Genomic DNA, 22664 nt, shown 5'->3' with positions numbered 1-22664 from the left:
TAATGCGATTAGTCGTTATAAAGACCTTCGCTTTTTAACACTTCTATTTCGTCATCATTGATCTTAGAAATCATGTAGCGCTTCACATCTACAATTTTCATCTCGTCTAAGATATCGACAAGATTACGTTGTACTGATTTTTCGCTTGGTCTGATCACCACAATCAAATCTTTACCTTGACTACGTGCAGGAACTTCTTTCTGCATTTTCAGCAGTACCTGACGGATACCTTCCTTGCCATATTCAACTGTTGCCGGGGCATAAATAGGCTTCGCCAACTGACCGTAGTACCAGGAAATTTTATTGTCTGAGCCTAACAACAACGTGATGGAACGTGTATCTGCAATTTCCAGATTATCGTTTTGATCAATCTTGTTTTTATCCGGCATCGCGACATCCATCGCCTGGGGTTTATTTAATGACGTGGTCAACATGAAGAAGGTAATCAATAAGAACGCTAAGTCCACCATGGCGGTCAAATCGACCTTACCACCGTTTTTCTTGGATCTTACTTTCCCGCCTTTGTCGCCTTTACCACTATCTTGATTTAATTCTGCCATTTTCTCGTACTTTTACCGTTATTCTTCCGCTGCCCTTAATCCAGTAACGAAACTAAATTTATTTTGTTTCTGGTTACGCAGGGTTTCGATGATTAAATTGACCACTGGATATTTTTCCTCTGCATCCGCTTTGATCGCTACCTTCATCGGCCCCGGATCAACGAAGTCTTTTTCACCTTCGCGAGAACGGTTAAATTCTATAGTAGCTTTCCGTGCTTCCTGCACCCAAGAGTATAATTCGTTCGAAGCAGTCTCTGTACTATCTACAGGAATACCAGGTTGAATATTTTCCTTACGTGCATCGTTCTCCAATGAAAGCAATTGACGCAAATTCTTGATCGGAACTCCGAATTCATCCAATTGCTTGAATTTCTCGTAATCCTCCGCTGAAAAGGCAACATTATATTTCTGCGACATATTTCTTAATGTAATCTCCCTAACATTAGGATTCTTAACACCAAAGAAAATCTTCCCGTTTGCTACCGATATGATACCTAGATTATCATCTGGTAATTTATCAGGCGTTGTCGATGCAGGCGTGTCAACCACTAATACCTCGGGCTGACGCGCTGTTGCCGTTAATACGAAGAACGTAAGAAGCAAGAACGAGACGTCACACATCGCCGTCATGTCGATGGATGTACTGGCTCTTTTTACTTTTGCTTTACCCATTTTCTTTACTTCTTTTAATTAACAATTCTTACTCTTTATATCTATGATGATTTATGCATACAAATTCCATAAAAGAATTTGTATTTTTCTTATTTATGGTTTGCAGCGTACGTTTGTACGATTGAGAAACCAGCCTCATCAATAGAATAAGTTAAGTTGTCAATTTTTGCAGTCAAGATGTTGTACATGATGATTGCGAAAGTTGAAGTCGCAATACCTGTGGCCGTGTTGATCAAGGCCTCAGAGATACCGTTTGCTAATTTTGCTGAATCCGGAGCACCACCAGTTGCCAAAGCCGAGAATGCTTTAATCATACCTGTTACCGTACCCAATAGACCAGTTAACGTACCGATAGAAACCAACGTAGCAAGAACGTTCATGTTTTTCTCCAACATAGGCATTTCTAATGCTGTAGTTTCTTCAATCTCTTTTTGAATAGCCAATACAGATTTTTCTGCATCTAAACCAGGATTAGCAGAAACGTCTTTGTATTTCAATAGACCTGCTTTTACCACGTTAGCGACAGAACCTTTTTGTTTGTCACACTCAGAGATAGCTGAATCGATGTTACCGCCATTAATCAATTGTTGGATTTTTCTAACAAAGTTACCTACGTTACCTGTTCCAGAAGCTCTGTTGATAACGATAAAGCGCTCAATAGAGAAAACCCATACCATAAGGAACAAACCGATAAGAACAGGCACAACAACCCCCGCGTGGTAAACCATACCACCGTAGTTACCTGGAAGAGGCTGATTCTCTGGGTTATTATCAATGAAGTTCGAAGGGTTACCCATTACGAATTGCCATACGATATAACCGATAATGAAACAAATAATAATTGCTAAACTCGCAAATAAATTACCTGAATTTCCGCTTTCTTGTTTTTTAGCCGGAGCAGTAGTTTTTGGTGCGTTTGCCATTTTTACTAATTTTTAGATTTTTACTGTTGTTTAATATTAATGTTTAATTCTAATTTGTGCAAGCCAAATACATTTGTCTTGCCATATAGCAAAACAAATATACTATTTTGTATTAAAAATAAAATTTTAACTGCATTAATTTATTCTTATTATAATAAGTCAAATATTAGTGAACCACCAGCGGTTTCCTTCCTTGCTAATATTTGCTTGACCACCTATTACTCATCAAGGCTAATGCGTTTTATTTTACAATGAAAACCATTTTTTTTGGTTTATGCAAATTAATAAATCATTAATTATGAAAAATAAGTAAGTGTTTACTTACAAAAACTTGGTGTTAAAACGTCTGTCGAAAAGAGAGTTTACAAACTCAGGAAAAGTTACAAAACGGACAACTCCAAGACAAATAAATGACATAAGGCATTATCCCCCAACCAATTTAACCTGATAACCCTCGGCCTTCAGCAGATCAAAAATCTTACTCTTGAAATCACCTTGCACTAAAATTTCACCGTCTTTTGCCGATCCTCCCACGCCACATTTTTGTTTTAACTTTTTTGCTAAATCGTTCAAATCATCTTCCGTTCCAATGAAGCCTTCTACAATTGTAACAATTTTTCCCTTCCTCGCCTTCCGATCTAGACTCACTTTTAGGCGTTGCTGGTTATTGGGCAAGGTCCCTATTTCTGCTTGCACACCTGATTCCACATAATCGAAATCATCGGCCGTCGAATATACTATTCCTTCAAATCGTTGCTTTTTCTGCTTGGCCATCACTAACAAATTATTTTTAAAGATTTATGTTTTATGGATACTTCCAACCGTTCGCCCATCTCTACCGGCTCTCCATCCACATGTACAGGTCCTTTCTTATCCCGAAGAATAACAATTTCCTTTCCCGGAATAATTTCAACATAGTCCGATTGGTCTGCACTTTTCGTAAAAAGATGAAACACCATCTTGGGTAAAAGGTATAAGGGAAACTTGTGTACGATGCACACATCCAATATGCCGTCGGTAATGGAAGCTTGTGGCGCGATATAAGCATTGTTGCCATATTGCGGTGAGTTGGCGACACTAATCATGAAGGCCTCTCGGGTATAAGTTTTACCATCAATAATCAGCTGGTAATCACTTGGTTTATATTTTGCCAACACATTCACAACCGAACGCAAATAACCCATCGGGCCACGGATATTTTCTGTAGCAAAATGGTCGCTGACCGAAGCATCAAAGCCCAGGCCTGCAATATTGAAGAAATTGCGTCCGTTCACTTCTCCTGTATCCACTTCGACAGATTCAAAACGATTTATTCTTCGGATTGCAGCTGATTCATTTAAAGGAATACCCAGATATAGTGCTAAACCATTCCCCGAACCTTCCGGAATTATTCCCAAAGGCATACCGGTTCCTAATATTGCAGAGCCCAACTCGTTGATCGTTCCATCCCCTCCAACTGCAACAACTGCATCATAGCCTTCTATTATAGCTAACTTTCCCAGCTCATAAGCATGGTTCGGATGATCGGTAATCTTAAAGGTAGGATCAAATTTTTCCAAATCCAACACTTCCAGCACCTGCTTATTAAAGGCTGTTTTCTTTTTTCCGCCTGAAATAGGGTTGACAACAAATAAAATCCGCTTACGTTCGCCCATGTTTGCTCACTTATGGCAATAAAGATAAGTAAAAGAAGTCAAAGAACTTTATTTCACTGCTTGCCAAGTCTGCGTTCGTCCTATTAGTGAAAATCCAACGTAGCCGCGGACATTCAGTTTATCGCCATCTCTTGTGATGGTGCATTTGTAGCTCTTGCCATTCTTCGGATCTGTGATCGTTCCTCCGGTAAATTCTTTTCCACTTTTAGACAGTCCACGAATAATTTCCAAACCTAATAGTGGTTTATTCTTCCTATCATCCTTGCATTGCACACATTTGTCATTTTCAGGCTTCATCAGTAGTTCACTGATTTTACCATAGTATTTTCCATCCGCCTTTTTAAAAACCTCAACAATAGACTTTGCTTCACCTGTTTCATCGTCTATCGTTTTCCATTTTCCTACAATCTGCTCATTGCTCTGCGCAAATACGCAGGCCACAAATAAAACGCCCAGAATCGTTGTGATTAATTTCTTCATATTATCCTCGTTTATATTAATTCCCTAATCAAATTTAAGGAAAACATTCTATGCGGGCATAGTTTTTCGTTGGATAATTATTCCATCCTATTTTCTTACCCGTTTCTCTGTGCAATTGGCATCTTTTTTGAGACTGCGTAATTAAATTTATTAGCGTTTACTTAAATTAGATTTATATGAGATTTATACTTTCACTTTTTATAACGGGAATTATTATTGCTGCGGCGACTTACATTGTGCCCGGAGCACATGTAGCCAGCTTCTGGTGGGCAATAGTGACCGGTTTGGTCATTGGTTTTGTGAACGCCATCGTGGGTGGTATTTTACGCCTGTTTACCTTTCCACTTAACTGGTTAACTTTTGGTTTGGTCTCATTTATTATCACCGTATTGATGATTATGCTTAGCGATACCTTAATGGGTACCAAATTTGAAATTGATGGCTTTTGGACAGCTACCCTATTTGCAATCGTAGTTGCCTTACTGGAAATGATTTTTGCGAACTTGTTTGACAAGAAAGATTAAACAAAACAGGGACGAACCAATGGTTCGTCCCTGTTTTGCTTTTATGGCTTATGTTTAATAAGCACCTATGAAGTAGCTTCCGGATTGACCTTTCAACTTCGCTCCTTTTGTAACAGCTTTGGTTTTCCAGTTGATAATGTAAAGATTTCCATCTAAACCACTTGGGGTCAATGGTACATAAACATTATCCCCTACTACACCAATATTTTGGAATTGACCAAATGTTGATGAAAGTCCTGCTACTCCCTGAACATCTGTGCTGATTGGTGTAGCTGAGTTATTTCTTAAATCAATCAATGCTACATATCCTCCGTCAACGCCTGTCTCAGTATATAACACAATGCCTACTCCATCTTGAATATATCTCCAAGCTTTTATAGCAACATTATTTGTAGTACCCAATGCTGTTTTCAAATCGAAATTGAAGCCATTGTCATAATCATTAGTTGATTTACTGATACGTAAAATCTGAGAACCAGAAGTAGCAGTAGCTTGATAAACGTGTCCATCAGTACCAACATATTGCGTCATAGTACGGTAGCTGTTATTGCTCGCTTTACTTTGTGTCGACCAGATTAATTTCGGATTGGCCAAAGAAGGATAATCTACAACCAAGGTAACAGTACCTTTGATATTTGCTGCATCGTTTACCCAACCCCATGATTCTTCACCGGTCCTTGAATTAACTGATTTAACAGGTTTTTTTGTAGGGTCTACTTTGCTAAGAGAACACCCGATATACAATTTATTTTTAGCCTGGTTTAATACCGGCACGTCTAAACGCCCTACAGAATAACCAGCTTCTTTTTCAGCAGCCGTAAATGGAAATTCAAATTCCGCAGAGTTAGGTACTCTTGGGTCATCTAAGTCAATATGTGCAATTTTAGCAACACCTCTTGTATATTCATAAGTCTGTGTTCCAGCCTCTGCCTTAGCAGGATCTATAGGAGCCGATGCACCGGAGATATTTACACCTATACCGATACCTTCCGCAGCTTTAACCCAACGAGGTGCAGTCCCTAAAAGATCAGCTACACTAAGTTCTTCTTTCGTGTCCTCGAATTTATTACCTCCTAAAACTTTGTATTTGTTGAAAACACCGCCATTTACGCCTGTATATTGAATATTGTAAAGATAGTTTCCGTTTACAGAACCCTGTACACGAGCGGTTCTTTCAGAACGCAGGCCGTAACCATTAGCATAAATATCAACCTCTTTAGAAGGATCCTTTGCTTCATCTAAAGTAACGGAATAGGCTAATGTTCCTCCATTTCCTGCTGTTCCAGTGTCATCAGGAAACGCTGCTGTCAACGTGATATATGTTCTTGGTGAATTATCTGCACCAGTATTAGTCTCTCCGCCTCCATCAGGACCGTCATTTTTCTCACAGGATGCCATTGTACCCAGTACAAGTGCTGAACCGAACAATACGGTTTTTAGTAGATTTTTATTCATCTCGTATTTAAAATTATTGTTAACTATTATTTTTTATTAAAATGATTAATCATGTAGTTTAACTTAAGGAAGTATCCTCTTCCTGGTTTTTGCACACCAAAATTGTCGTACATCTCGGCATTGAAAATATTTTTAATATCCAAACTCACGACCATCGTGCCCTTTGGCGTACGGTAGCTTCCACCTATATCATGATGAAACTGGGTTGGTGTTGTGAACCATCCATCTGAATCATACCAAACTGTTCGGAAAGAACCGACATAACCAGTATTATAATAGAGATTAAATACCGAACGTTTCTGTATCACGTTATCAAATCGGTACTGTACACTTGCGTTCACCGTAAAAAACGGCTCATTTGGCAATTGTCTGTCATAAAATGCATGGCGTTTACCCGCATCATCAAACTCTTGCTTAAACAGGTTCCTGAACTTCGAGAAGTTAACCAAAGCGTTTAATCTATTATTATACACATATATTATTTCAGCTTCAAAACCTCTAGACTGTGTCCGACCAAGATTGATGTATTTTGTTGTTTCTATATTCGCGTCATTTTCCCGACCAACAATAACGGAATCCACTGATTGTACGGCAATTTTATCATATCCGTTACGCCAGAAAGTATTCGCGTACAAGGAAAGTCTATGTTTGCCTCCATCTAACGGAGAATACCGAAAGCCTAAGTTATAGTTCACATTTTTTTCAGGCACTAAATCCAAGTTTTCCAAAATATTTGCTTCGGGATTACCATAAATTTGTTCATCTCTTGGCGAGATATAGGTATTCTCAGTAGAACCAATGATAAATAAGGATGGTATAACATTATAGGAAACTGTAGCGCCATAACCAGGATTTCTATTGGTTACTGTAACATCGCCACCTGTATTTTTGTAATGATTTTGGTTTATGGTATATTTCACCAACAAATTTGTTCTCAATTTGTTGCCAAGGGTTTGTGCTTCGTAATTAAACCCAAGTATATTTGTGGATGTTCTACGGCTATTTGCAGAATTGGACGGATTGTTAGGGTTCAACAAATCTGTATCCTTACGGCTTGTAGCATTCAAGTTATGATTTAAGGACAAACGATGTCCTTGCGCAACCATATAAGACACATTCGTACGCGCATTTATAATTTCTCGATCTACATTTGTGATAACCGCGGCCCCCTGTTGGCCTTCTCCCACTCGCTTAACTAATGGAACAGGAACGCCATTACGCATAATCTGCTTAGGTTTCCCATCCCAGTTATACATGGTCCTAGCAGTATCTTGTAAATATGTCCCACGGTTACTATATACAGCATCCACATTCAGTGACAAGCCGTCAATAAATAAATCACGCTTGATATAATTCAATTGAAAAACATTTGCTTGAAACTCCTGAAAACGTCCCACATAAGGCTGAGCCATCGTTGTTCCATGTGGAATTTCACTGTGAGTATCTGAAATATTGTAAGACAATAAAAAACGATCTGCCCATTTAACATCTGTAAAACCAAACTCAAATCTTCCTCCAATAGATTTATAGGAGTCATTAAACCTTTTTACTCGTTGGTATCTTTTCAATTTAAGCTCAGCATCAGTGATCATCGCGAATTTACCCCACATCTCATAGCTATTATCTGTGTAAGTATAAAATCCTGAAATACGTGTTGTAAAGCCTGTTTTTTGATCTCGGTACAAAGCGCCAAGATCCGCCTGAAACGTATTGAATGAACCGTAGGAAACCGCCGCCGAGACATTATTTGCTGTGGCATCTTTTTTCATGATGACATTAATCGCTCCACCCACATAATCTCCGGTCAAATGTGACGGTAATACGCCCTTATAGACCTCAATGCGTTCAATCATCGCTGGTGGAATATTATTAAGGTTGAACGAAGATCCAAAGGTTGATATCGGCGTTCCGTCCAAGAATATGCCTACGGCACTTCCTGACATACCATTCAGATTATACTCTATTTGCGAACCAATACCTCCGTTTTGTCTTACACGTACACCGACCGCCCTATCCAACAACTCATTGGTTGTTAGGTTTCTCAAAGAAGCTTCTTTAGTTTCGATAACCGCCACAGCAAATCCTCCTACTTCCATATCCCTTTTTTCGGTATTTCGGCTTACCGTTACTTCCTCAATCCCCACCTGATCCTTCTTTTCCACCTCCACGTCCAGTCGGTGGGTAGCCCGGCTCACCGTTAACTCCATCCGCTTTGGTTCGATTTCTATAGAAGTTACACTGATACTGTATTTGCCATAAGGTACGTTCCGCAGTTCATACCTTCCCTTGGAGTTTGTCATAGAAGCTATATCCAGTCCTTCTATCTTTATCGTTACCTCCCCGATAGGATTTCCATCCTTAGCACGTACTGTACCATCTATAGTGGCCACCTGCGAGAATGCGGCAAAGAACGTGCAGGTAAATAAAAAGACTAAATAGAGTTGTTTCATTTCTTCTTATCTTGATTAATATAGCGCGTTATTTAAACCAAGTCTAAATAACTTTTATAACACGGCGCAAATATAGATTTAATCTAAATAAGAAGCTAACGCAATCGGAAAATAAAATTATACAATTGGAAAATTCATAGGGCTAATGAAAGAACTAGTCTGATTCCCATTCCGCACCTTGATCTAGATTGGTGTCAAGCAATGGCACAAGACGGTCAATAGGCTTTTCCCGACTTGCCAACAAGCGTTCTCGTCGGATATGCAGGCATTCTATGATATTACTTGCATAATGTTGTTTATTAAAAGAGGCTGAATCGCTTCCATCTTGCCCATTGAAACTGAAATATTGAGCTGTACCCACAATCGCAATCAGGCTATCTTCAAATAGTTCAATCAAAAGCCTTGTCTGTAACCGCTTATGCTTCTCCTGTGGTTTAACAAAGATAGTTTTGGCAGGATATATTCTTATTTCTTCGCTCATATTCGTATAATCCCCAACAAACACGTGGAAAGTGATCCCCACGCGACTGAACCGGGGAGGTAGGTTCTGGATTCTTAATTCTCTATGCTCTGGTATGATAATTTGAATACTGCTCTGCTCTCTTTCCCAGTTTATATGGGGTTCCCAATCTACAAGAGTGTCCCATGACACGCGTTGATTGACCCTAAGCCCTACCAGCATGTTAGCATGGGTATATTGATTCTTTTGTTCTTCGGTCAACTGTTCATTATGCTTTCTTAACTTCTGCAAGCGGGCAAGTAAATCATTATAGGTATTCCGTTTGGTCAGCCATGGATTTATGGTCTTAAAAGCATGATACCACTTGGACACCATCTTATTCAGATTACCAAAGCCCTTGGCAGTCAATTGACTTCCTTCACTAAGCGGGTAGTCTTTTCCTTTCTTACGCAACTGGCGTGAAATATAGTTCTTCAATAGCTCGTCCATTATCTCTCTGATTTTGAAAATTTTGTTGATGGCCTATCAAATTCTATTTATTTTTCCTCTAAAATGATTACTCGTAATGGTAGAGGAGAGCTACACAAATTCATTTTACATGCCTCAATTATATTGCATATAAAAGTGAATTTATGTAGGTTTGATACTATATATCTTCTTTTCTGTTAGAGCCCCTATCTGAATCCATTAAGTCCCTGAAAGTCTGTAGAAGTCCGTGTAAGTCCGTGAAAAGTCCCTTTTAACTAATTCTTAACCTATATGTTACTAAGCTTATCCTTGGATCTTTGGAAGGGCTCTTGACTTCTATCGTTTAAGGAATAATAATACAAAAAATTAGGAAAAAATCCAAAAGCAGGTGGGCTGATGCTTATCTGCTGCCTTCATACTCGTTACCGTTTCACTCAAACGAGTACGAGCTAGTGAAAAAATCAAAAAGCAGATAGACTGATGCCTACCTGCTTTCTACATCTGTCTTCATACTCGTTACCGCTTCACTCAAACGAGTACGAGATAGTATCAACAATTATCTAAAACTTATAGTTCAATGCGAATGCCACGTTACGCGGATCAATCTGGTTGATAAAACCTCCACGGAAATAAGAGTTTAAACCGACCTCATCCGTCAAGTTATTTAAGAACAGACGAGCTTCCCATTTCTTAGCTTTATAGCCTAATTGTGCATTCAACGTAGTATAAGCTGGCATGTCAAAAGGTTCTACTCCGGGGTTATACGTATGCCCGTCGTAAGCATTGCTAAATTCGTTGACCGGTCTTTTTCCCACATAATACACCCCCGCGCTTAAACTAAAGTTTTTTAAAGCCCCTTGATTGAACACATATTGAACCCATCCATTAGCTGTATGGTCTGGTGCATTCATCGGTTCGGATCCGTCCACATAAGATGGTGAATTTTTATAACGCGCGTCTAAATAGGCATAGCCCAACATCACAGTCAGATTATCCAATATACGACCGTTCAATTCAGCTTCAATACCATCCCGGACCAAATCCCCTGCCTTGAAATAATATCCCGTAGGCGTGGTTGTACCTTCCACATATTCCTGGTTCGATAGGTTCGATGTATATATATGGAAGTATGTCAAATTGAAACGCAATTTCTCATTCAACCAATCGGATTTGATCCCAGTTTCAAATTGTTCCGTAGTAGAAGCCCCTATTTCTCCTCCGCCGACCATTCTATTTGCTGCACTTCGCAGGCTCGATGAATTGGTGTAAGAACCAAAAACATTAAAGTGCTGAATAGGAGTCACAATAAATCCTGCACTTGGGTTCCACGCTGAACGACGTTGCGAATTATTATTGTTTGCATTTATGGTATTAATCTCGGAATAGCGCAAGCCCAATGCAATCTTAAGATACTTGTTAAACTCGATAACATCCTGTGCCAGGATACCGAAAGTATTGTAATCGGCATCTACCGGAGTACCCAAAGCAAAACCAATAGTCTTGCCAATTCTACTAGCTCCATTGATATCATTGTACACAACATCTTCCAGCCTATTCGACCAACTACTACGAATATTAATGGTATCAATTACACTTGTATTCCCTAATATTACACCCTTATCGGCTGCCGCCAATGTTCCCGCAAAAGAAGTAGTATTCGCATCCACAATACGATAGTCAAAACCAGCTTGCACAGTATGTTTAATTTTACCAGTATATAAATCTTCCCCGATCAAATCAAATTGCACAGTCCTGTTTTTGTCATCGCGTAGGCTTCTCGACATCGATCTGCTGAATAGCTCAAAATCAGGATTATTAGCACGTAATAAGCTTAGTCCTGTAGATTGGTTATCTGTCTGATAGGAAGAAAATGCATACGCACCTCTCAAACGCCAATGATCCGTCAAGGCATGGCTAATTGTAGCCATAAAACTGCTCATCGTCGTATTATTGTTATCGCTTGAAAGCCCGGCCATTCTATCATTCGGCAATAAATATAATGCATTTACTCCTTGTGAACTATTCAGGTTGACCGCAGAAGTGACCGGCGTCTTATTGGAATTCAAATAATCCCCTTCCAATGTAATTGTCGTTTTATCAGAGGCCTTCCATGTCAAGGACGGATTGAAGTACACGCTATTGGACGAAACTGATTTACGGTAACTATCAGCTCTTTCATACGCTCCATTGAAACGAATAGCCAACGTTTCTTTTTTGTCTAATATTGTTTGCACATCGAATGTCGGGCGAAACTGTCCCCAGCTTCCTACACGCGCCCCCACCGTACCGGCGTTGATAAAATTAGGTGTTTTGGTGACCACATTGATCACCCCTCCAGCATTCCCAATATCTGTAATCACCCCTTGTGTAATCGCTGCAGACCCCTTAATCATCTGAATGGATTCTACACCTTGCATATCTACCACTCCAGAAGCTGTCTGAAACTGTGAATCCATACGTACACCATTTTTCAAAACTGGCACACCGCGAAATCCCCGTGTAGACATAGATTCTTTAACACCACCATAACTACCAAATAAAGTTACTCCTGGAATATTCCGCACGGCATCAGTCAGAGTCAGTGCACCTTGGTCTTCAATAACCTTATGTGAGATCACAGAGATACTTTGAATCTGGTCAGATGGCTTTAAAGGCATACGCGTGATGTCTTCAAGACCTTTTGGTTGCTTACCCCGCTCACCAAACACCTCAACATTTTCAATATTATAGCCATTGTTACTTAAAATAATATCCTCAACAACTGTCTGACTACCTTCAGGTCGCAACACAAATTCCTTTTGACCAAATCCGACTCCCGAAAAACGCAAAGGGAATCGTCCCGGACGATCAATATAAAGTTGAAAATAACCATTTTCATCTGTTTTAACGGATTTGTGACCTGACCGTACAGATATTTCCGCTACAGGTTTACGCATTTCATCCAAAACACGACCTTTGACTGTTGTTTGTGCCTGCAAGTAAGTTGTTCCTGCAATCAATCCTATAAAAGGGAGTATTAATTTTTTATTCATATCTTTTATTTAAAATGAATCTAAATTGATTTTGCGGTGGCAAATATAGACCCTATCTTAAATAGCTTGTTAACGGAATCGGAAATAAACCTACAGTATCGGAAAAAAATTTTTAGAGCAAGCCTTGATGTCTCCAATGGATTTGGAAGAAGTGAAAATATAGCTATATTTGCCCATCTTTAGATTCAATCTAAATAGCAATAATGAATTATAACTGCTCATTGGTGCCAACAAGCTATTCCTTCCAACATCAGCACTTGGAAGGAATAACCGCATTTTCCTATACTCCGGAAAGTGATTGCTACATCAATATATTACTCAGTGAAGCTTCTACAGCGGTGACTTATGCAATAGATCAGCGTCCATACCTGTTAAAGAATGGCGCTAATATTATCTATTATCTTCAGGCTGGCACAAAAGTCGAGATATGCAGCGAGGATATATGCAATCGCTTAACCCTCATTTTGGTTGCTCCGGAAAGCCTTCATTTTTTCCATACCAAATATCAAAAGAATTTACTACGATTTAAGGACGGCTTTGCGACTAAATGCGATGCAAGATTGCGGTTATTATTTGAACAGCTAGCCCATATCTCGCAGGAAGACAAACTGTACGATATGCGTAAAGATCTTATTTTACTGGAGATCTTATTGCATCAGATCGAAACACTGGCAGTAGAAAGCCAAACGGAAGAGATTATCGTCGTGAAAAGCCATTATGAAAAAATCCTCTTGGCAAAACAGATCATTGATGAAGATCTATCTAAAAACCACAACATTCCAGAGTTGGCAAAAATGGTGGGAACAAACGTACAATACTTGAAAAAGTATTTCAAGCAATATTATGGAAAGACCGTGATGAATTATATCACGGAGAAAAAGATGGAGCATGCTAAAGAACTGATACTGACCGGCGATCATTTGGTTTCCGATGTTGCTCGCCTAACAGGGTACAAACACGCCACACATTTTACCACTGCCTTCAAAAAGCATTTTGGATTTATCCCCAACTCTCTAAAATACAGCTTCCTCCTGTATCAAGACGCTACTGTATTGACCGAATTGGAACAGATTTTCAACAATATTCCCCTATAACAGTAGCTTCTTAGCTTTCTGCTAAGTTATAAAGAGGCAAAAAAAAAGACTTCCGAAGTTTTTGAAACTTCGGAAGTCTATAGTGGTTTTCCCCGTTAATCAAATTTCCATCTTACGAAAGCTTCGATCGCTTCATAGTCTGCGAGACCTAAACGGTGGTAAAGTTCAGCCGTTTCGCTGGTACGATCTTCAGCACGCACCCAGAATTCACGTGGATCATCGCCCGGGAATACAGGCACATCCTTCTGCGACTGGTGTTTGAAGATTGCCAAGCGCTTACGTTTAACTTCTTGTGGCGAAAGCGGAACAGCCATTTCGATCTCGTGGATCGGGTATTCGTGCCATGCACCACGATATAACCACAACCAACAATCTTTCGTCCATTCATCGGTTTTTGAGAGGCGTTTAAGTGCTTCGAACAAAATATCAAAACATACTTTGTGCGTACCATGTGGATCAGCAAAATCACCCGCAGCAAAAACCTGATGTGGTTTTACCTGACGCAACAACTCCATAGTCTGCTGAATATCGTCTTCAAAAGAAACCTCTTTCGAGAACTTGCCTCTATCATAGAACGGCAAATCCTGGAAGTGGATATTTTCGTCTGGCAAACCAACAAAACGTGCTCCGGCAATCGCCTCACCTTTCCGAATCAAGGCTTTGATAATACGGATAATTTCCGGATCAACCTGATTTGGCTGTTTTGTCTTGAAAAATTCTCTCGCCTCATTATAAATCTTGCTTGTAGCACCATTATCATCTTTAACAGCAACAGCGAAGTCTTGCACAAACTCCAAATAACGCAAAACATCATCATCCCATACCGCTGTATTTCCCGCAGTTTGGTATGCTACGTGTATATTGTGTCCTTGATCGGCCAAACGGATAAACGTACCACCCATCGAAATCACGTCATCATCCGGGTGTGGTGAGAAAAGGATAATATTTTTGCGTGCCGGCTCAGCGCGTTCAGGACGACTGCTGTCATCCACGCCTGGTTTTCCTCCCGGCCAACCCGTAATGGTTCGTTGCAGTTCGTTGAAAATTTTGATATTGATACTATATGCCGAGCCTTTTTCAGTTACCAGCTGCGCCATACCGTTGTTGTTGTAATCATCATCAGTAAGCTTCAAAATTGCTTTATTCAATTTCAAAGACAACCAAACGACAGCCTTTTTCGTCAAAGAATCTGTCCATACCACATCATGGGCCAACCAAGGTAGGTCAAAACGTGTCAATTGGGAAGCCGCATCTTGATCCAACACAAACTCAACATTGTCAGACAATTGCAGATAAGTTGCCGGAATATCAGAGGAAATCTCGCCTTCAACTGCTTTTTTAACAATATCCGCTTTCTTCTCATTCCATGCCATCAGGATAATTTCCTTGGCCTTAAAAATTGTACCTACCCCCATAGTAATGGCTTTTGTCGGCACATTTTCTTTACCTCCAAAATCACGAGAAGCATCTCGGCGCGTCAAATCATCCAAAATGACCAAACGTGTCCCGGAGTTCGGCGCAGAACCCGGTTCGTTAAAACCAATATGTCCTGTACGGCCAATACCCAAAATCTGAATATCCAGACCTCCATAGCTTGATATTTTTTGCTCATAAGCTTCGCAGAACGCCTGAATCTCACTTTCTGCCAACGTACCGTCTGGGATATTGATGTTCTCTTTAGGAATATCGATATGGTCAAAAAGGTTCTTCTTCATGAAAGTCACATAGCTCTGATCTGCATCCGGCTTCATCGGAAAATACTCATCCAGATTAAATGTCACTACGTTTTTAAAGCTCAGTCCTTCTTCCTTGTGCAGGCGGACCAACTCTTTATAAACTTTTACAGGTGTCGCACCTGTCGCCAATCCTAAAACTGCGGTTTCACCTTTTACCTGTTTTTCTTTAATGATTGTAGCTATACGATTAGCAACATCCAAAGAGGCTACATCTTGACTTGGGTACACCTTTACAGGGACGCGTTCAAAACGTGTTTCCTCCAATAAATTTAATCTTGCCATTTATAAGGTATTAAGTTTCTTTATAACTTGAGTAACAAATTTAAAAATAAAACTCATGCAAATCGAAAAAATCACACCAAATACGATAAAAATTTGCACATGAATCAATGCAATCGGTTGATTATCATCTGTAAGTTGTCATTTTAAAGATTTCATTATACTACTAAAGTAATAGATTTTTATATTTGGCCTGTATTAAAGACGTTTATTTATCATCATGAGAAATTTATTCGCAACCATAGCACTGGTTTTCACCTCGCTTTTCGTCTTCGCACAGACCAAAGAAGAACTTATCGAGCAAGTAAAGGCAAATCCAAAAAATATCGAAACATTGAAACTGATTCAACGTGTCGGCGGTTACTATCCTGACTACAAAGAATTGCGTGGACTTTATAAGGGTCTGGATAAATCAGTCCGCAAGTCTAACGAAGGAAAGCTTTTCGATTATTATCTCAAGCGTTTGGAAGCGGCTTCGGTTGGCAAAAAAGCTCCTGCCATTACGCAACTTACACCGGAAGGAGAGCCTTTCTCTTTATCAGACCTTAGAGGTCAATTTGTTTTGATTGAGTTCTGGGCTTCGTGGTGTCCGGATTGTCGTCGAGAGAATCCTAGTTTAGTCAAAACTTATGCAGAATTTAAAGATAAGAATTTTGAAATATTAGGTGTATCCTTTGATCGTAAATTGGAAAACTGGGTAAAAGCTATAGAAACGGATAACTTAACCTGGAAGCATATTTCGGATTTGCAACATTGGCAGAATGCCGCAGGCACATTATATGGAGTCAAATCTATTCCACAGAATATTTTAGTGAATCCTGAAGGTATTATCATTGCGCGCAATCTCCATGGCGAGGAGTTGAACAAGAAGTTACGTGAGGTTTTGAAATAAATTTAGATAGGGATGGTCGTAGCTCCCTCCCTATCTAAATTTATTCTTTTCTTCCTCCGAATAGTTTGGCAAATATCCATATCACCAATGCAATTACAATAACTACAATTAAGATCCCGGACCAAACGCCTGCTTTGAAAATTCCTTCGACAACCGAACAACTGTTGAGTAACATCAGCATGGCTGACAACAAGAAAATCTGTACAATCTTTTTCATAACACACTGTCTTTTAAACTAAGAACAGTTCGCTGGTCAAAAGGTTTGCAACTCATTAAAATCACCCGAACAGTGCCCGGAACAAATCCTCCAAAGTGGCCAATGGACGAATAGCAATATCGTATTTCTTTGCATCCAACCCTTTGGTATTATATTTAGAAATAAATATCCCCTCAAAGCCCAGTTTCTCTGCTTCGGCAATACGTTGTTCGATACGGTTTACCGCACGAATTTCGCCCGACAAGCCCACTTCGCCCGCAAAGGTAAACTGATTTGGCAAGGGAATATCCTGTTGGGAAGAGATTACTGCCGCAATAACAGCCAAATCAATAGCCGGATCTTCGACCCTCAATCCTCCTGCAATATTCAAGAACACATCTTGCGCACTCAACCTAAAACCAAAGCGCTTTTCCAATACGGCTAAGAGCATACTCAAACGCTTGGTATCAAATCCGGTGGAAGTACGTTGTGGCGTGCCGAATGCAGAATTGCCTACCAGTGCCTGTACTTCAATCATCAACGGACGCACACCTTCCAGCATAGCAGCAATGGCGACACCACTTACCGGAGCTTCCCGTTGCGAAAGCATTATCTCTGACGGATTTGACACTTCACGCAAGCCTGATCCTTGCATTTCGTAAATTCCCAACTCAGACGACGAGCCAAAACGATTTTTCACCGACCGCAGAATCCGATAGACATGATGGCGATCACCTTCAAACTGCAATACCGTATCGACCATGTGTTCCAACACTTTAGGCCCCGCAATCGAACCATCCTTCGTGATGTGGCCAACAATAAAAACAGGTGTACTCGTTTCTTTTGCGAAGCGCAATAATTCCGCCGTACATTCGCGCACCTGCGAAACCGACCCCGGCGCAGACTCTATCTGCGATGAATGTAATGTCTGTATAGAATCAATAACCACAATATCGGGCTGTATAGCTTCTATCTGTTTGAAAATATTTTGTGTGGAGGTTTCCGTAAGGATATAGCAATTGGCATTGGAGCTTTGCACCAAACGCTCGGCACGCATCTTGATTTGCTGCTCGCTTTCCTCGCCCGAAATATAGAGTGTTTTCACTTTGGGGATACCCAGCGCCAGTTGCAGCATCAGGGTAGATTTTCCGATCCCCGGCTCTCCGCCAATCAATACCAACGACCCCGGCACTATTCCCCCACCCAACACTCTGTTAAATTCTTTATCAGGTGTGGCCAAGCGTTGCTCGTCCTGATAGACAATCTCATGGATAATCGCGGCTTTATTCGCTCGCTTTGTCCCTTGTTGCACAGCCGTGCTACGCCACTCTGGAACTTTCGAGCTTCCCTTTTCCACAACCTCCTCTACAAAAGTGTTCCATTGCTTGCAGGAAGGGCATTGCCCTAACCATTTGGCAGACTCATAACCACAGCCTTGACAGAAATATGTTGACTTGCTTTTTGCCATCAAACGAAGGTAGGAAATATTCCTCTTTCCAAGGACAGAAACAGGCTTCCTAAAATATTTTTCTTCTGTCTGTAACATCTTGTCCTTATCTTCGACATATAATCCTACATGAACCCGCATTTGGAAATAGAATTTGTCGAGCTGCTGGAGGAAAACCAAAATATCCTCCACAAAATCTGTAAGCTGTATACGGCAGATATGGAGTCGCACAAAGATCTGTTTCAGGAAATGGTCATCCAGCTATGGCATTCGTATCCGAAGTTTAAAGGCGATTCCAAATTTTCTACTTGGGCGTATCGCGTTTCCCTGAATACGGCTATATCACTATACCGGACAAAGAAGCGGAGCATTACGACTGTGGATTGGGAAGATTCCTTGCATAATATCCGCTACGAAGAATACGACCCGCAGCAGGAGGAGCAGTTAAAATTGCTTTATGCCGCAGTGCGACAGCTTGATGATATTGAAAAGGCATTGGTCTACATGTACCTTGAAGAAAAGGACTATACTGAAATCGCTGAAACGTTGGGTATCAGCGAAGGCAATGCTCGTGTCAAGATGAACCGCATCAAGACCAAAATAAGAAACATGTTACACGAAAAAGGAGGTGTTTAATGGACGGATTGGATTTATTAAAACAGCACTGGGATAAGGATCAAAACTTCCCAAAAATAGATAAGGAAGAAATTCGGCGCATGTTGCACAAAAGCTCTTCTTCTATTGTCAAATGGATATTTATTATCAGTATCATTGAGTTGATACTCGGCACCCTCTTTTCGCTATCTATGCCGAGAGCTCCATTTAATGAAACAGAAACTATTGTTCTTAATATCGTGTCGGTAATGTTTTATCTTGTCATCTTATACTTTATCACTAGATTTTTCACCTTATACCGGAAAATCAAGGTAAATGATAGTGTTAAACAGTTGATGGAAAACATTATCAGGACAAGACGTGTCGGACAGAGTTATATTAAGTTTAATATTATTATTTTCACGCTTGCTTTTATGAGCGGGGGAATATATGGGATCCTGGAAAGTGCCAATAAAGACGGAGATCCTGTTTTACCTACTTTTGCTATTGCTGTTTTTTTGTGCATCACAGCATTGTTCGTTGCCCTTCTGATCTTTTTCTACAGGCTTATTTACGGCAGGTTATTAAGGAAACTAAAGAAGAATTATGAAGAATTAATTGAATTGGAAGATGGCATAAAAGAGTAAACCTTAATTTTCATTCTCTTTTAAGATTCGAAGGAAGTTCAGCCCCATAATCTTTGCCACATCCTCACTGCTGTACCCCCTGTTTAGCAAGGCTTCCGTGAGCACGGGAAATTTGGAAACATCTTCCAAACCTTGTGGCGCAGATTCGATCCCGTCATAGTCCGACCCCACGGCCACATGATCTATCCCGACTTTTGACACAAGATAATCGATATGCTCTAATAAGCGTTCCAGTGGAGCGTCGGCCTGTCTTTTCAACCGAACGGGCAATGCCTGATATTTCCGTGTCCCAGACAGCTTCTCATCGCCTTTATCACCGAAATGCTTACGGTATAGCGACTTTACCCGATCATCAAAACCTTTATCCAAAAAACCGGAGTAGAAGTTTACGCCTACAACACCGCCATTTTTCTTCAAAGCCACAAGTTGTTCATCTTTCAGATTACGGTAATGTGGCGTTAATGCATACGCATTGCTATGCGACACCAAAATAGGTTTGGTCGTAACCGACAGCACATCATAGAATGTTTGCTCGCCGCCATGCGAAAGATCGACCATCATCCCCAATTCATTCATCCTACGAATAATGACTTTACCTTCTTCTGTTAACCCCTTGCGTGCGGTGGATGCCTTGTTTGTTTCTATTGCAGCTGCCGATGCCCAAGGGAGGTTGTAATTCCATGTCAGCGTAAGATAACGCGCTCCCCGATTATATAAAGCCTCCAGATTGGCAATAGAATTCTCAATCATATTGCCGCCTTCGATGCCGATGACCGCAGCAATTTTTCCTTCTGCCACAATCTTTTTTATATCTACCGAACTTTTTGCGATAGCAATAGTTTGTGCATTGGCTTTTACCATTTTCTCCAAGGCATCGATTTGTGCATTGGCATGCTTAAAAGCCTTTCCTTTCGGAAATTTCTTATCATCCGACCATACTGCAAAAACCTGAACATCCACCCCTCCTTCTTGCAATCTCGGTAAGTCCGTATGTCCAGCAGACAACCGCTTACTGATGTCCTTTCCTTTAAGGAGAGAAGAATAAATCACATCGTTATGCCCGTCGACAACAAGGATGCTATCGTGGAATGTCTGATAGTCCTGTGCCATGACATTGCCTACCGTCAAACCAATACAACAAGCAATACCGATCGTTTTTAATCTATTTAGCTTCATTAATCGTTTCATAAATCGCATCCTGAATACGGCTACGGATATTCAAATCTAACAATTTTGTGCTTACTTGTGGATGCACACGGTTCGATAAGAATATATAAATCAATTGATTTCGCGGATCTATCCAGATGCATGTACCCGTATAACCCGTATGACCGTAGACCGATTCGTTGGCCAACTTGGAAGGATAGCCCGTTTTGGAGACTGGTTCAAATCGGTCAAATCCTAATCCGCGACGGCTTGTCCTCGATTGCTTCGATGTGAACATATCTACCGTTTCCCGTTTAAAATAACGCACCCCGCCATATTCTCCACGATTGAGCAACATCTGTCCATAGATAGCCAAATCGTTTGCTGTGGAAAACAACCCTGCATGACCGGCTACACCTCCCGCCATCGCTGCACCCTCATCATGCACATATCCCTGCAACAAGACCTTCCGAAATGCTGTATCCTGTTGTGTAGGAACGATTCGTTCTCTTGCAAAACGATTCCGAGGGTTATATCCCGCAGCTTTCATTCCAATCGGGCGATACAATATTTTTTGCACATACTCATCCATAGGCTCAGCAGTTTCGTGTTCCGCTACTTCTTTCATTACGTACATGCTAATATCACTATAAACATAATTGCCGATAGGTTTCACATCCGATTGCAGCATCTCTGGCCACATCACGTCCCGATAATAATTAGTTTTTAGATACGCACTATCCGCCACCTTCACCTGATGTGCATCATCTGGAAAATGTTGCAGATCACCGGGTTTTAGGTTCCGATAAAAAGGGATAAAAGGTGTAAAACCTGCTTCATGCAGCATGACCGTACGCAAGGTGATATCCTTTTTGTTGGTCTGTTTCGCCTGCCACAGGTAATGCCCCATTGTACTATCCAAATTGATAATTCCTCGCTCCTGCAAATGCATCACAACAGGTGTTGTCCCGGCAATTTTACTGACTGAAGCCAGGTCAAAAATATCTTTGGTCGTTGTAGCTTTTTTACCGTCATAAGTATGCGAACCGTAGGCTTTATTGAAAATAACCTGTCCATTTTTCACTGCCATAACCACCATACCTGGCGCACCTTTTTCACGGATAGCCTCTGCAGCAATTCCATCAATCTTTTGTGTCATTTTGACCAGGTTCAAGCCTGATCCTTCTCCTTCGGTATACTGCAGTCGCGTTTGTGTCGTTCTCAATGTGCCCTCTGTTATGGCCATTCCACCAAAAATGGACATTGCCGCATAACGTTGTGACTTTTCCGTGAAATCCGGCACATGCACTCCTGCATTGCTCGGCAGGTTTGAAGACAGCGTGAAACTATCCTTTTCATCCCCAAAGCGAACGATAATAACGTCCTTTTTATTGACCGTAGATTGGGCCGCCATCAACAAAAAGTCACTGCGCAATTCCTGGGCGGTACCCGCGACAATAATAGTATTGCTATACTTCGTGTTTTCATCATATTGGTTAAAATCAAATGACTGCACATCAGCATAATATTGCAACGTTTCAATAAACGTGTTATATTTTTTAGGAGAAGGCGTCACCACGGCTATTTTCAATTCATCCAACCGCTGAAAAGGAATAAGCTTCTTGGCATCATGTGTCAGCGACACTGGGTTTACAACAGTTTGCTTATACTGAGCCGAGGCCTGACCCACAAAAAATAACAGAATTAAACTCCAAAGAAAGGAAGATACCTTATAGCTTTTCATCTCGTTTACATTAGTTTTATGCGTAAATGTAAAAATAAAACGCAACATTCCGCAAATATTGTTGTAATAATCAAGAGAACGTTTGCCCTTTGCCAGGGCTTTATCATGTAGAAAGTTATTTTTTGCACTATCCTTCTAGTCAAATCTTTTCAGCTACACGTTTTTGCATCCTTTTGTAAGGATTCTTTTATAGTCCTCACCCTTAATCCC

The 22664-nt window shown here is 40.5% G+C and carries 20 protein-coding genes; 5 read left to right on the top strand and 15 right to left on the bottom strand.

All coding sequences use genetic code 11. The annotated features are described in order from the left end of the window. Positions 1-8 precede the first annotated feature (8 nt). From BM375_RS12500 to BM375_RS12475, 6 genes are all read right to left on the bottom strand, one after another. Positions 9-560, bottom strand: coding sequence for an ExbD/TolR family protein (locus tag BM375_RS12500; RefSeq protein ID WP_093366514.1), 552 nt, complete (start codon positions 558-560; stop codon positions 9-11). An 18-nt stretch (positions 561-578) separates the two neighbouring features. Further along, positions 579-1232, bottom strand: coding sequence for an ExbD/TolR family protein (locus tag BM375_RS12495; protein ID WP_093366513.1), 654 nt, complete (start codon positions 1230-1232; stop codon positions 579-581). Between the two features lie 89 nt (positions 1233-1321). Continuing rightward, the gene (locus BM375_RS12490) at positions 1322-2155 is read right to left on the bottom strand and encodes a MotA/TolQ/ExbB proton channel family protein (protein ID WP_093366511.1); all 834 of its coding nucleotides are present in this window, start codon (positions 2153-2155) and stop codon (positions 1322-1324) included. Between the two features lie 423 nt (positions 2156-2578). Further along, positions 2579-2929 (bottom strand): translation initiation factor, encoded by a 351-nt coding sequence (locus BM375_RS12485; RefSeq protein ID WP_093366509.1) that lies wholly within the window; start codon positions 2927-2929, stop codon positions 2579-2581. Between the two features lie 2 nt (positions 2930-2931). After that, entirely contained in the window at positions 2932-3810 is an 879-nt protein-coding gene (locus BM375_RS12480) for a diacylglycerol/lipid kinase family protein (protein WP_093366508.1), read from the bottom strand. Between the two features lie 48 nt (positions 3811-3858). Beyond that, positions 3859-4290 (bottom strand): DUF2147 domain-containing protein, encoded by a 432-nt coding sequence (locus tag BM375_RS12475; RefSeq protein WP_093366506.1) that lies wholly within the window; start codon positions 4288-4290, stop codon positions 3859-3861. A gap of 176 nt (positions 4291-4466) precedes the next feature. On the opposite strand from BM375_RS12475, the gene BM375_RS12470 reads away from it, so the two are divergent. Then, the gene (locus BM375_RS12470; protein WP_093366504.1) at positions 4467-4814 is read left to right on the top strand and encodes a phage holin family protein; all 348 of its coding nucleotides are present in this window, start codon (positions 4467-4469) and stop codon (positions 4812-4814) included. Positions 4815-4868: 54 nt separating this feature from the next. Here BM375_RS12470 and BM375_RS12465 read toward each other — a convergent pair whose 3' ends face one another. The 4 genes from BM375_RS12465 to BM375_RS12450 form a co-directional block, all read right to left on the bottom strand. Next, on the bottom strand, positions 4869-6269 hold the full coding sequence (locus tag BM375_RS12465) for a hypothetical protein (protein WP_093366503.1): 1401 nt from the start codon (positions 6267-6269) through the stop codon (positions 4869-4871). Positions 6270-6295: 26 nt separating this feature from the next. After that, positions 6296-8719 (bottom strand): TonB-dependent receptor, encoded by a 2424-nt coding sequence (locus BM375_RS12460; RefSeq protein WP_093366501.1) that lies wholly within the window; start codon positions 8717-8719, stop codon positions 6296-6298. 154 nt (positions 8720-8873) lie between these two features. Then, positions 8874-9668, bottom strand: coding sequence for a hypothetical protein (locus BM375_RS12455; protein WP_093366500.1), 795 nt, complete (start codon positions 9666-9668; stop codon positions 8874-8876). A 539-nt stretch (positions 9669-10207) separates the two neighbouring features. Beyond that, a complete protein-coding gene (locus tag BM375_RS12450) occupies positions 10208-12679 on the bottom strand; it encodes a TonB-dependent siderophore receptor (protein ID WP_093366499.1) in 2472 nt (823 codons plus the stop codon). 203 nt (positions 12680-12882) lie between these two features. Between BM375_RS12450 and BM375_RS12445 the strand changes: the two genes are divergently transcribed. Then, positions 12883-13773: an AraC family transcriptional regulator gene (locus BM375_RS12445; protein ID WP_093366497.1), complete on the top strand. Its 891-nt coding sequence runs from the start codon at positions 12883-12885 to the stop codon at positions 13771-13773. A 95-nt stretch (positions 13774-13868) separates the two neighbouring features. Here BM375_RS12445 and nagB read toward each other — a convergent pair whose 3' ends face one another. Further along, positions 13869-15791, bottom strand: coding sequence for a glucosamine-6-phosphate deaminase (gene nagB, locus BM375_RS12440; protein ID WP_093366496.1), 1923 nt, complete (start codon positions 15789-15791; stop codon positions 13869-13871). 217 nt (positions 15792-16008) lie between these two features. Between nagB and BM375_RS12435 the strand changes: the two genes are divergently transcribed. Next, entirely contained in the window at positions 16009-16680 is a 672-nt protein-coding gene (locus BM375_RS12435) for a peroxiredoxin family protein (protein WP_093366494.1), read from the top strand. A 40-nt stretch (positions 16681-16720) separates the two neighbouring features. On the opposite strand, the gene BM375_RS17215 is transcribed toward BM375_RS12435, so the two are convergent. Together BM375_RS17215 and radA are read right to left on the bottom strand one after the other, a co-directional pair. Continuing rightward, positions 16721-16897 carry a hypothetical protein gene (locus BM375_RS17215; RefSeq protein ID WP_170852661.1) on the bottom strand — a complete coding sequence of 59 codons (177 nt, stop codon included), beginning with the start codon at positions 16895-16897 and terminating at the stop codon, positions 16721-16723. Positions 16898-16958: 61 nt separating this feature from the next. Then, on the bottom strand, positions 16959-18344 hold the full coding sequence (radA, locus tag BM375_RS12430) for a DNA repair protein RadA (RefSeq protein WP_093366617.1): 1386 nt from the start codon (positions 18342-18344) through the stop codon (positions 16959-16961). Between the two features lie 108 nt (positions 18345-18452). Here radA and BM375_RS12425 point away from each other — a divergent pair, with 108 nt between their 5' ends. After that, entirely contained in the window at positions 18453-18959 is a 507-nt protein-coding gene (locus tag BM375_RS12425) for an RNA polymerase sigma factor (RefSeq protein ID WP_093366493.1), read from the top strand. Continuing rightward, positions 18959-19564, top strand: a complete 606-nt coding sequence (locus BM375_RS12420) for a hypothetical protein (RefSeq protein ID WP_093366492.1) — start codon at positions 18959-18961, stop codon at positions 19562-19564. Before BM375_RS12425 ends, BM375_RS12420 begins: the two co-directional genes overlap by 1 nt. Positions 19565-19567: 3 nt before the next feature. Here BM375_RS12420 and BM375_RS12415 read toward each other — a convergent pair whose 3' ends face one another. Both BM375_RS12415 and BM375_RS12410 read right to left on the bottom strand, forming a co-directional pair. Then, complete coding sequence (locus BM375_RS12415) at positions 19568-20740, bottom strand: dipeptidase (protein ID WP_093366490.1); 1173 nt, start codon at positions 20738-20740, stop codon at positions 19568-19570. Beyond that, a complete protein-coding gene (locus BM375_RS12410) occupies positions 20727-22454 on the bottom strand; it encodes a serine hydrolase domain-containing protein (protein ID WP_093366616.1) in 1728 nt (575 codons plus the stop codon). The genes BM375_RS12415 and BM375_RS12410 overlap by 14 nt, the downstream gene beginning before the upstream one ends. Positions 22455-22664: the final 210 nt, after the last annotated feature.

Origin of the sequence: Sphingobacterium wenxiniae (assembly GCF_900116225.1) — a bacterium.
In the GTDB taxonomy this organism is placed as follows: domain Bacteria; phylum Bacteroidota; class Bacteroidia; order Sphingobacteriales; family Sphingobacteriaceae; genus Sphingobacterium; species Sphingobacterium wenxiniae.
Note: the sequence above shows the minus strand (reverse complement) of the source record. Positions and strands in the feature narration are given on the sequence as shown.

Excerpts from the sequence above, each read along its gene's own strand:
- BM375_RS12450 (WP_093366499.1), bottom strand. The coding sequence starts at position 12,679 with ATGAATAAAAAATTAATACTCCCTTTTATAGGATTGATTGCAGGAACA.
- BM375_RS12445 (WP_093366497.1), top strand. The coding sequence starts at position 12,883 with ATGAATTATAACTGCTCATTGGTGCCAACAAGCTATTCCTTCCAACAT.
- BM375_RS12460 (WP_093366501.1), bottom strand. The coding sequence starts at position 8,719 with ATGAAACAACTCTATTTAGTCTTTTTATTTACCTGCACGTTCTTTGCC.
- BM375_RS12465 (WP_093366503.1), bottom strand. The coding sequence starts at position 6,269 with ATGAATAAAAATCTACTAAAAACCGTATTGTTCGGTTCAGCACTTGTA.
- BM375_RS12435 (WP_093366494.1), top strand. The coding sequence starts at position 16,009 with ATGAGAAATTTATTCGCAACCATAGCACTGGTTTTCACCTCGCTTTTC.
- BM375_RS12410 (WP_093366616.1), bottom strand. The coding sequence starts at position 22,454 with ATGAAAAGCTATAAGGTATCTTCCTTTCTTTGGAGTTTAATTCTGTTA.
- BM375_RS12455 (WP_093366500.1), bottom strand. The coding sequence starts at position 9,668 with ATGGACGAGCTATTGAAGAACTATATTTCACGCCAGTTGCGTAAGAAA.
- BM375_RS12495 (WP_093366513.1), bottom strand. The coding sequence starts at position 1,232 with ATGGGTAAAGCAAAAGTAAAAAGAGCCAGTACATCCATCGACATGACG.
- BM375_RS12415 (WP_093366490.1), bottom strand. The coding sequence starts at position 20,740 with ATGAAGCTAAATAGATTAAAAACGATCGGTATTGCTTGTTGTATTGGT.
- BM375_RS12470 (WP_093366504.1), top strand. The coding sequence starts at position 4,467 with ATGAGATTTATACTTTCACTTTTTATAACGGGAATTATTATTGCTGCG.
- BM375_RS12420 (WP_093366492.1), top strand. The coding sequence starts at position 18,959 with ATGGACGGATTGGATTTATTAAAACAGCACTGGGATAAGGATCAAAAC.
- nagB (WP_093366496.1), bottom strand. The coding sequence starts at position 15,791 with ATGGCAAGATTAAATTTATTGGAGGAAACACGTTTTGAACGCGTCCCT.
- BM375_RS12480 (WP_093366508.1), bottom strand. The coding sequence starts at position 3,810 with ATGGGCGAACGTAAGCGGATTTTATTTGTTGTCAACCCTATTTCAGGC.
- BM375_RS12500 (WP_093366514.1), bottom strand. The coding sequence starts at position 560 with ATGGCAGAATTAAATCAAGATAGTGGTAAAGGCGACAAAGGCGGGAAA.
- BM375_RS12475 (WP_093366506.1), bottom strand. The coding sequence starts at position 4,290 with ATGAAGAAATTAATCACAACGATTCTGGGCGTTTTATTTGTGGCCTGC.
- BM375_RS12490 (WP_093366511.1), bottom strand. The coding sequence starts at position 2,155 with ATGGCAAACGCACCAAAAACTACTGCTCCGGCTAAAAAACAAGAAAGC.
- BM375_RS12485 (WP_093366509.1), bottom strand. The coding sequence starts at position 2,929 with ATGGCCAAGCAGAAAAAGCAACGATTTGAAGGAATAGTATATTCGACG.
- BM375_RS12425 (WP_093366493.1), top strand. The coding sequence starts at position 18,453 with ATGAACCCGCATTTGGAAATAGAATTTGTCGAGCTGCTGGAGGAAAAC.
- radA (WP_093366617.1), bottom strand. The coding sequence starts at position 18,344 with ATGGCAAAAAGCAAGTCAACATATTTCTGTCAAGGCTGTGGTTATGAG.
- BM375_RS17215 (WP_170852661.1), bottom strand. The coding sequence starts at position 16,897 with ATGAAAAAGATTGTACAGATTTTCTTGTTGTCAGCCATGCTGATGTTA.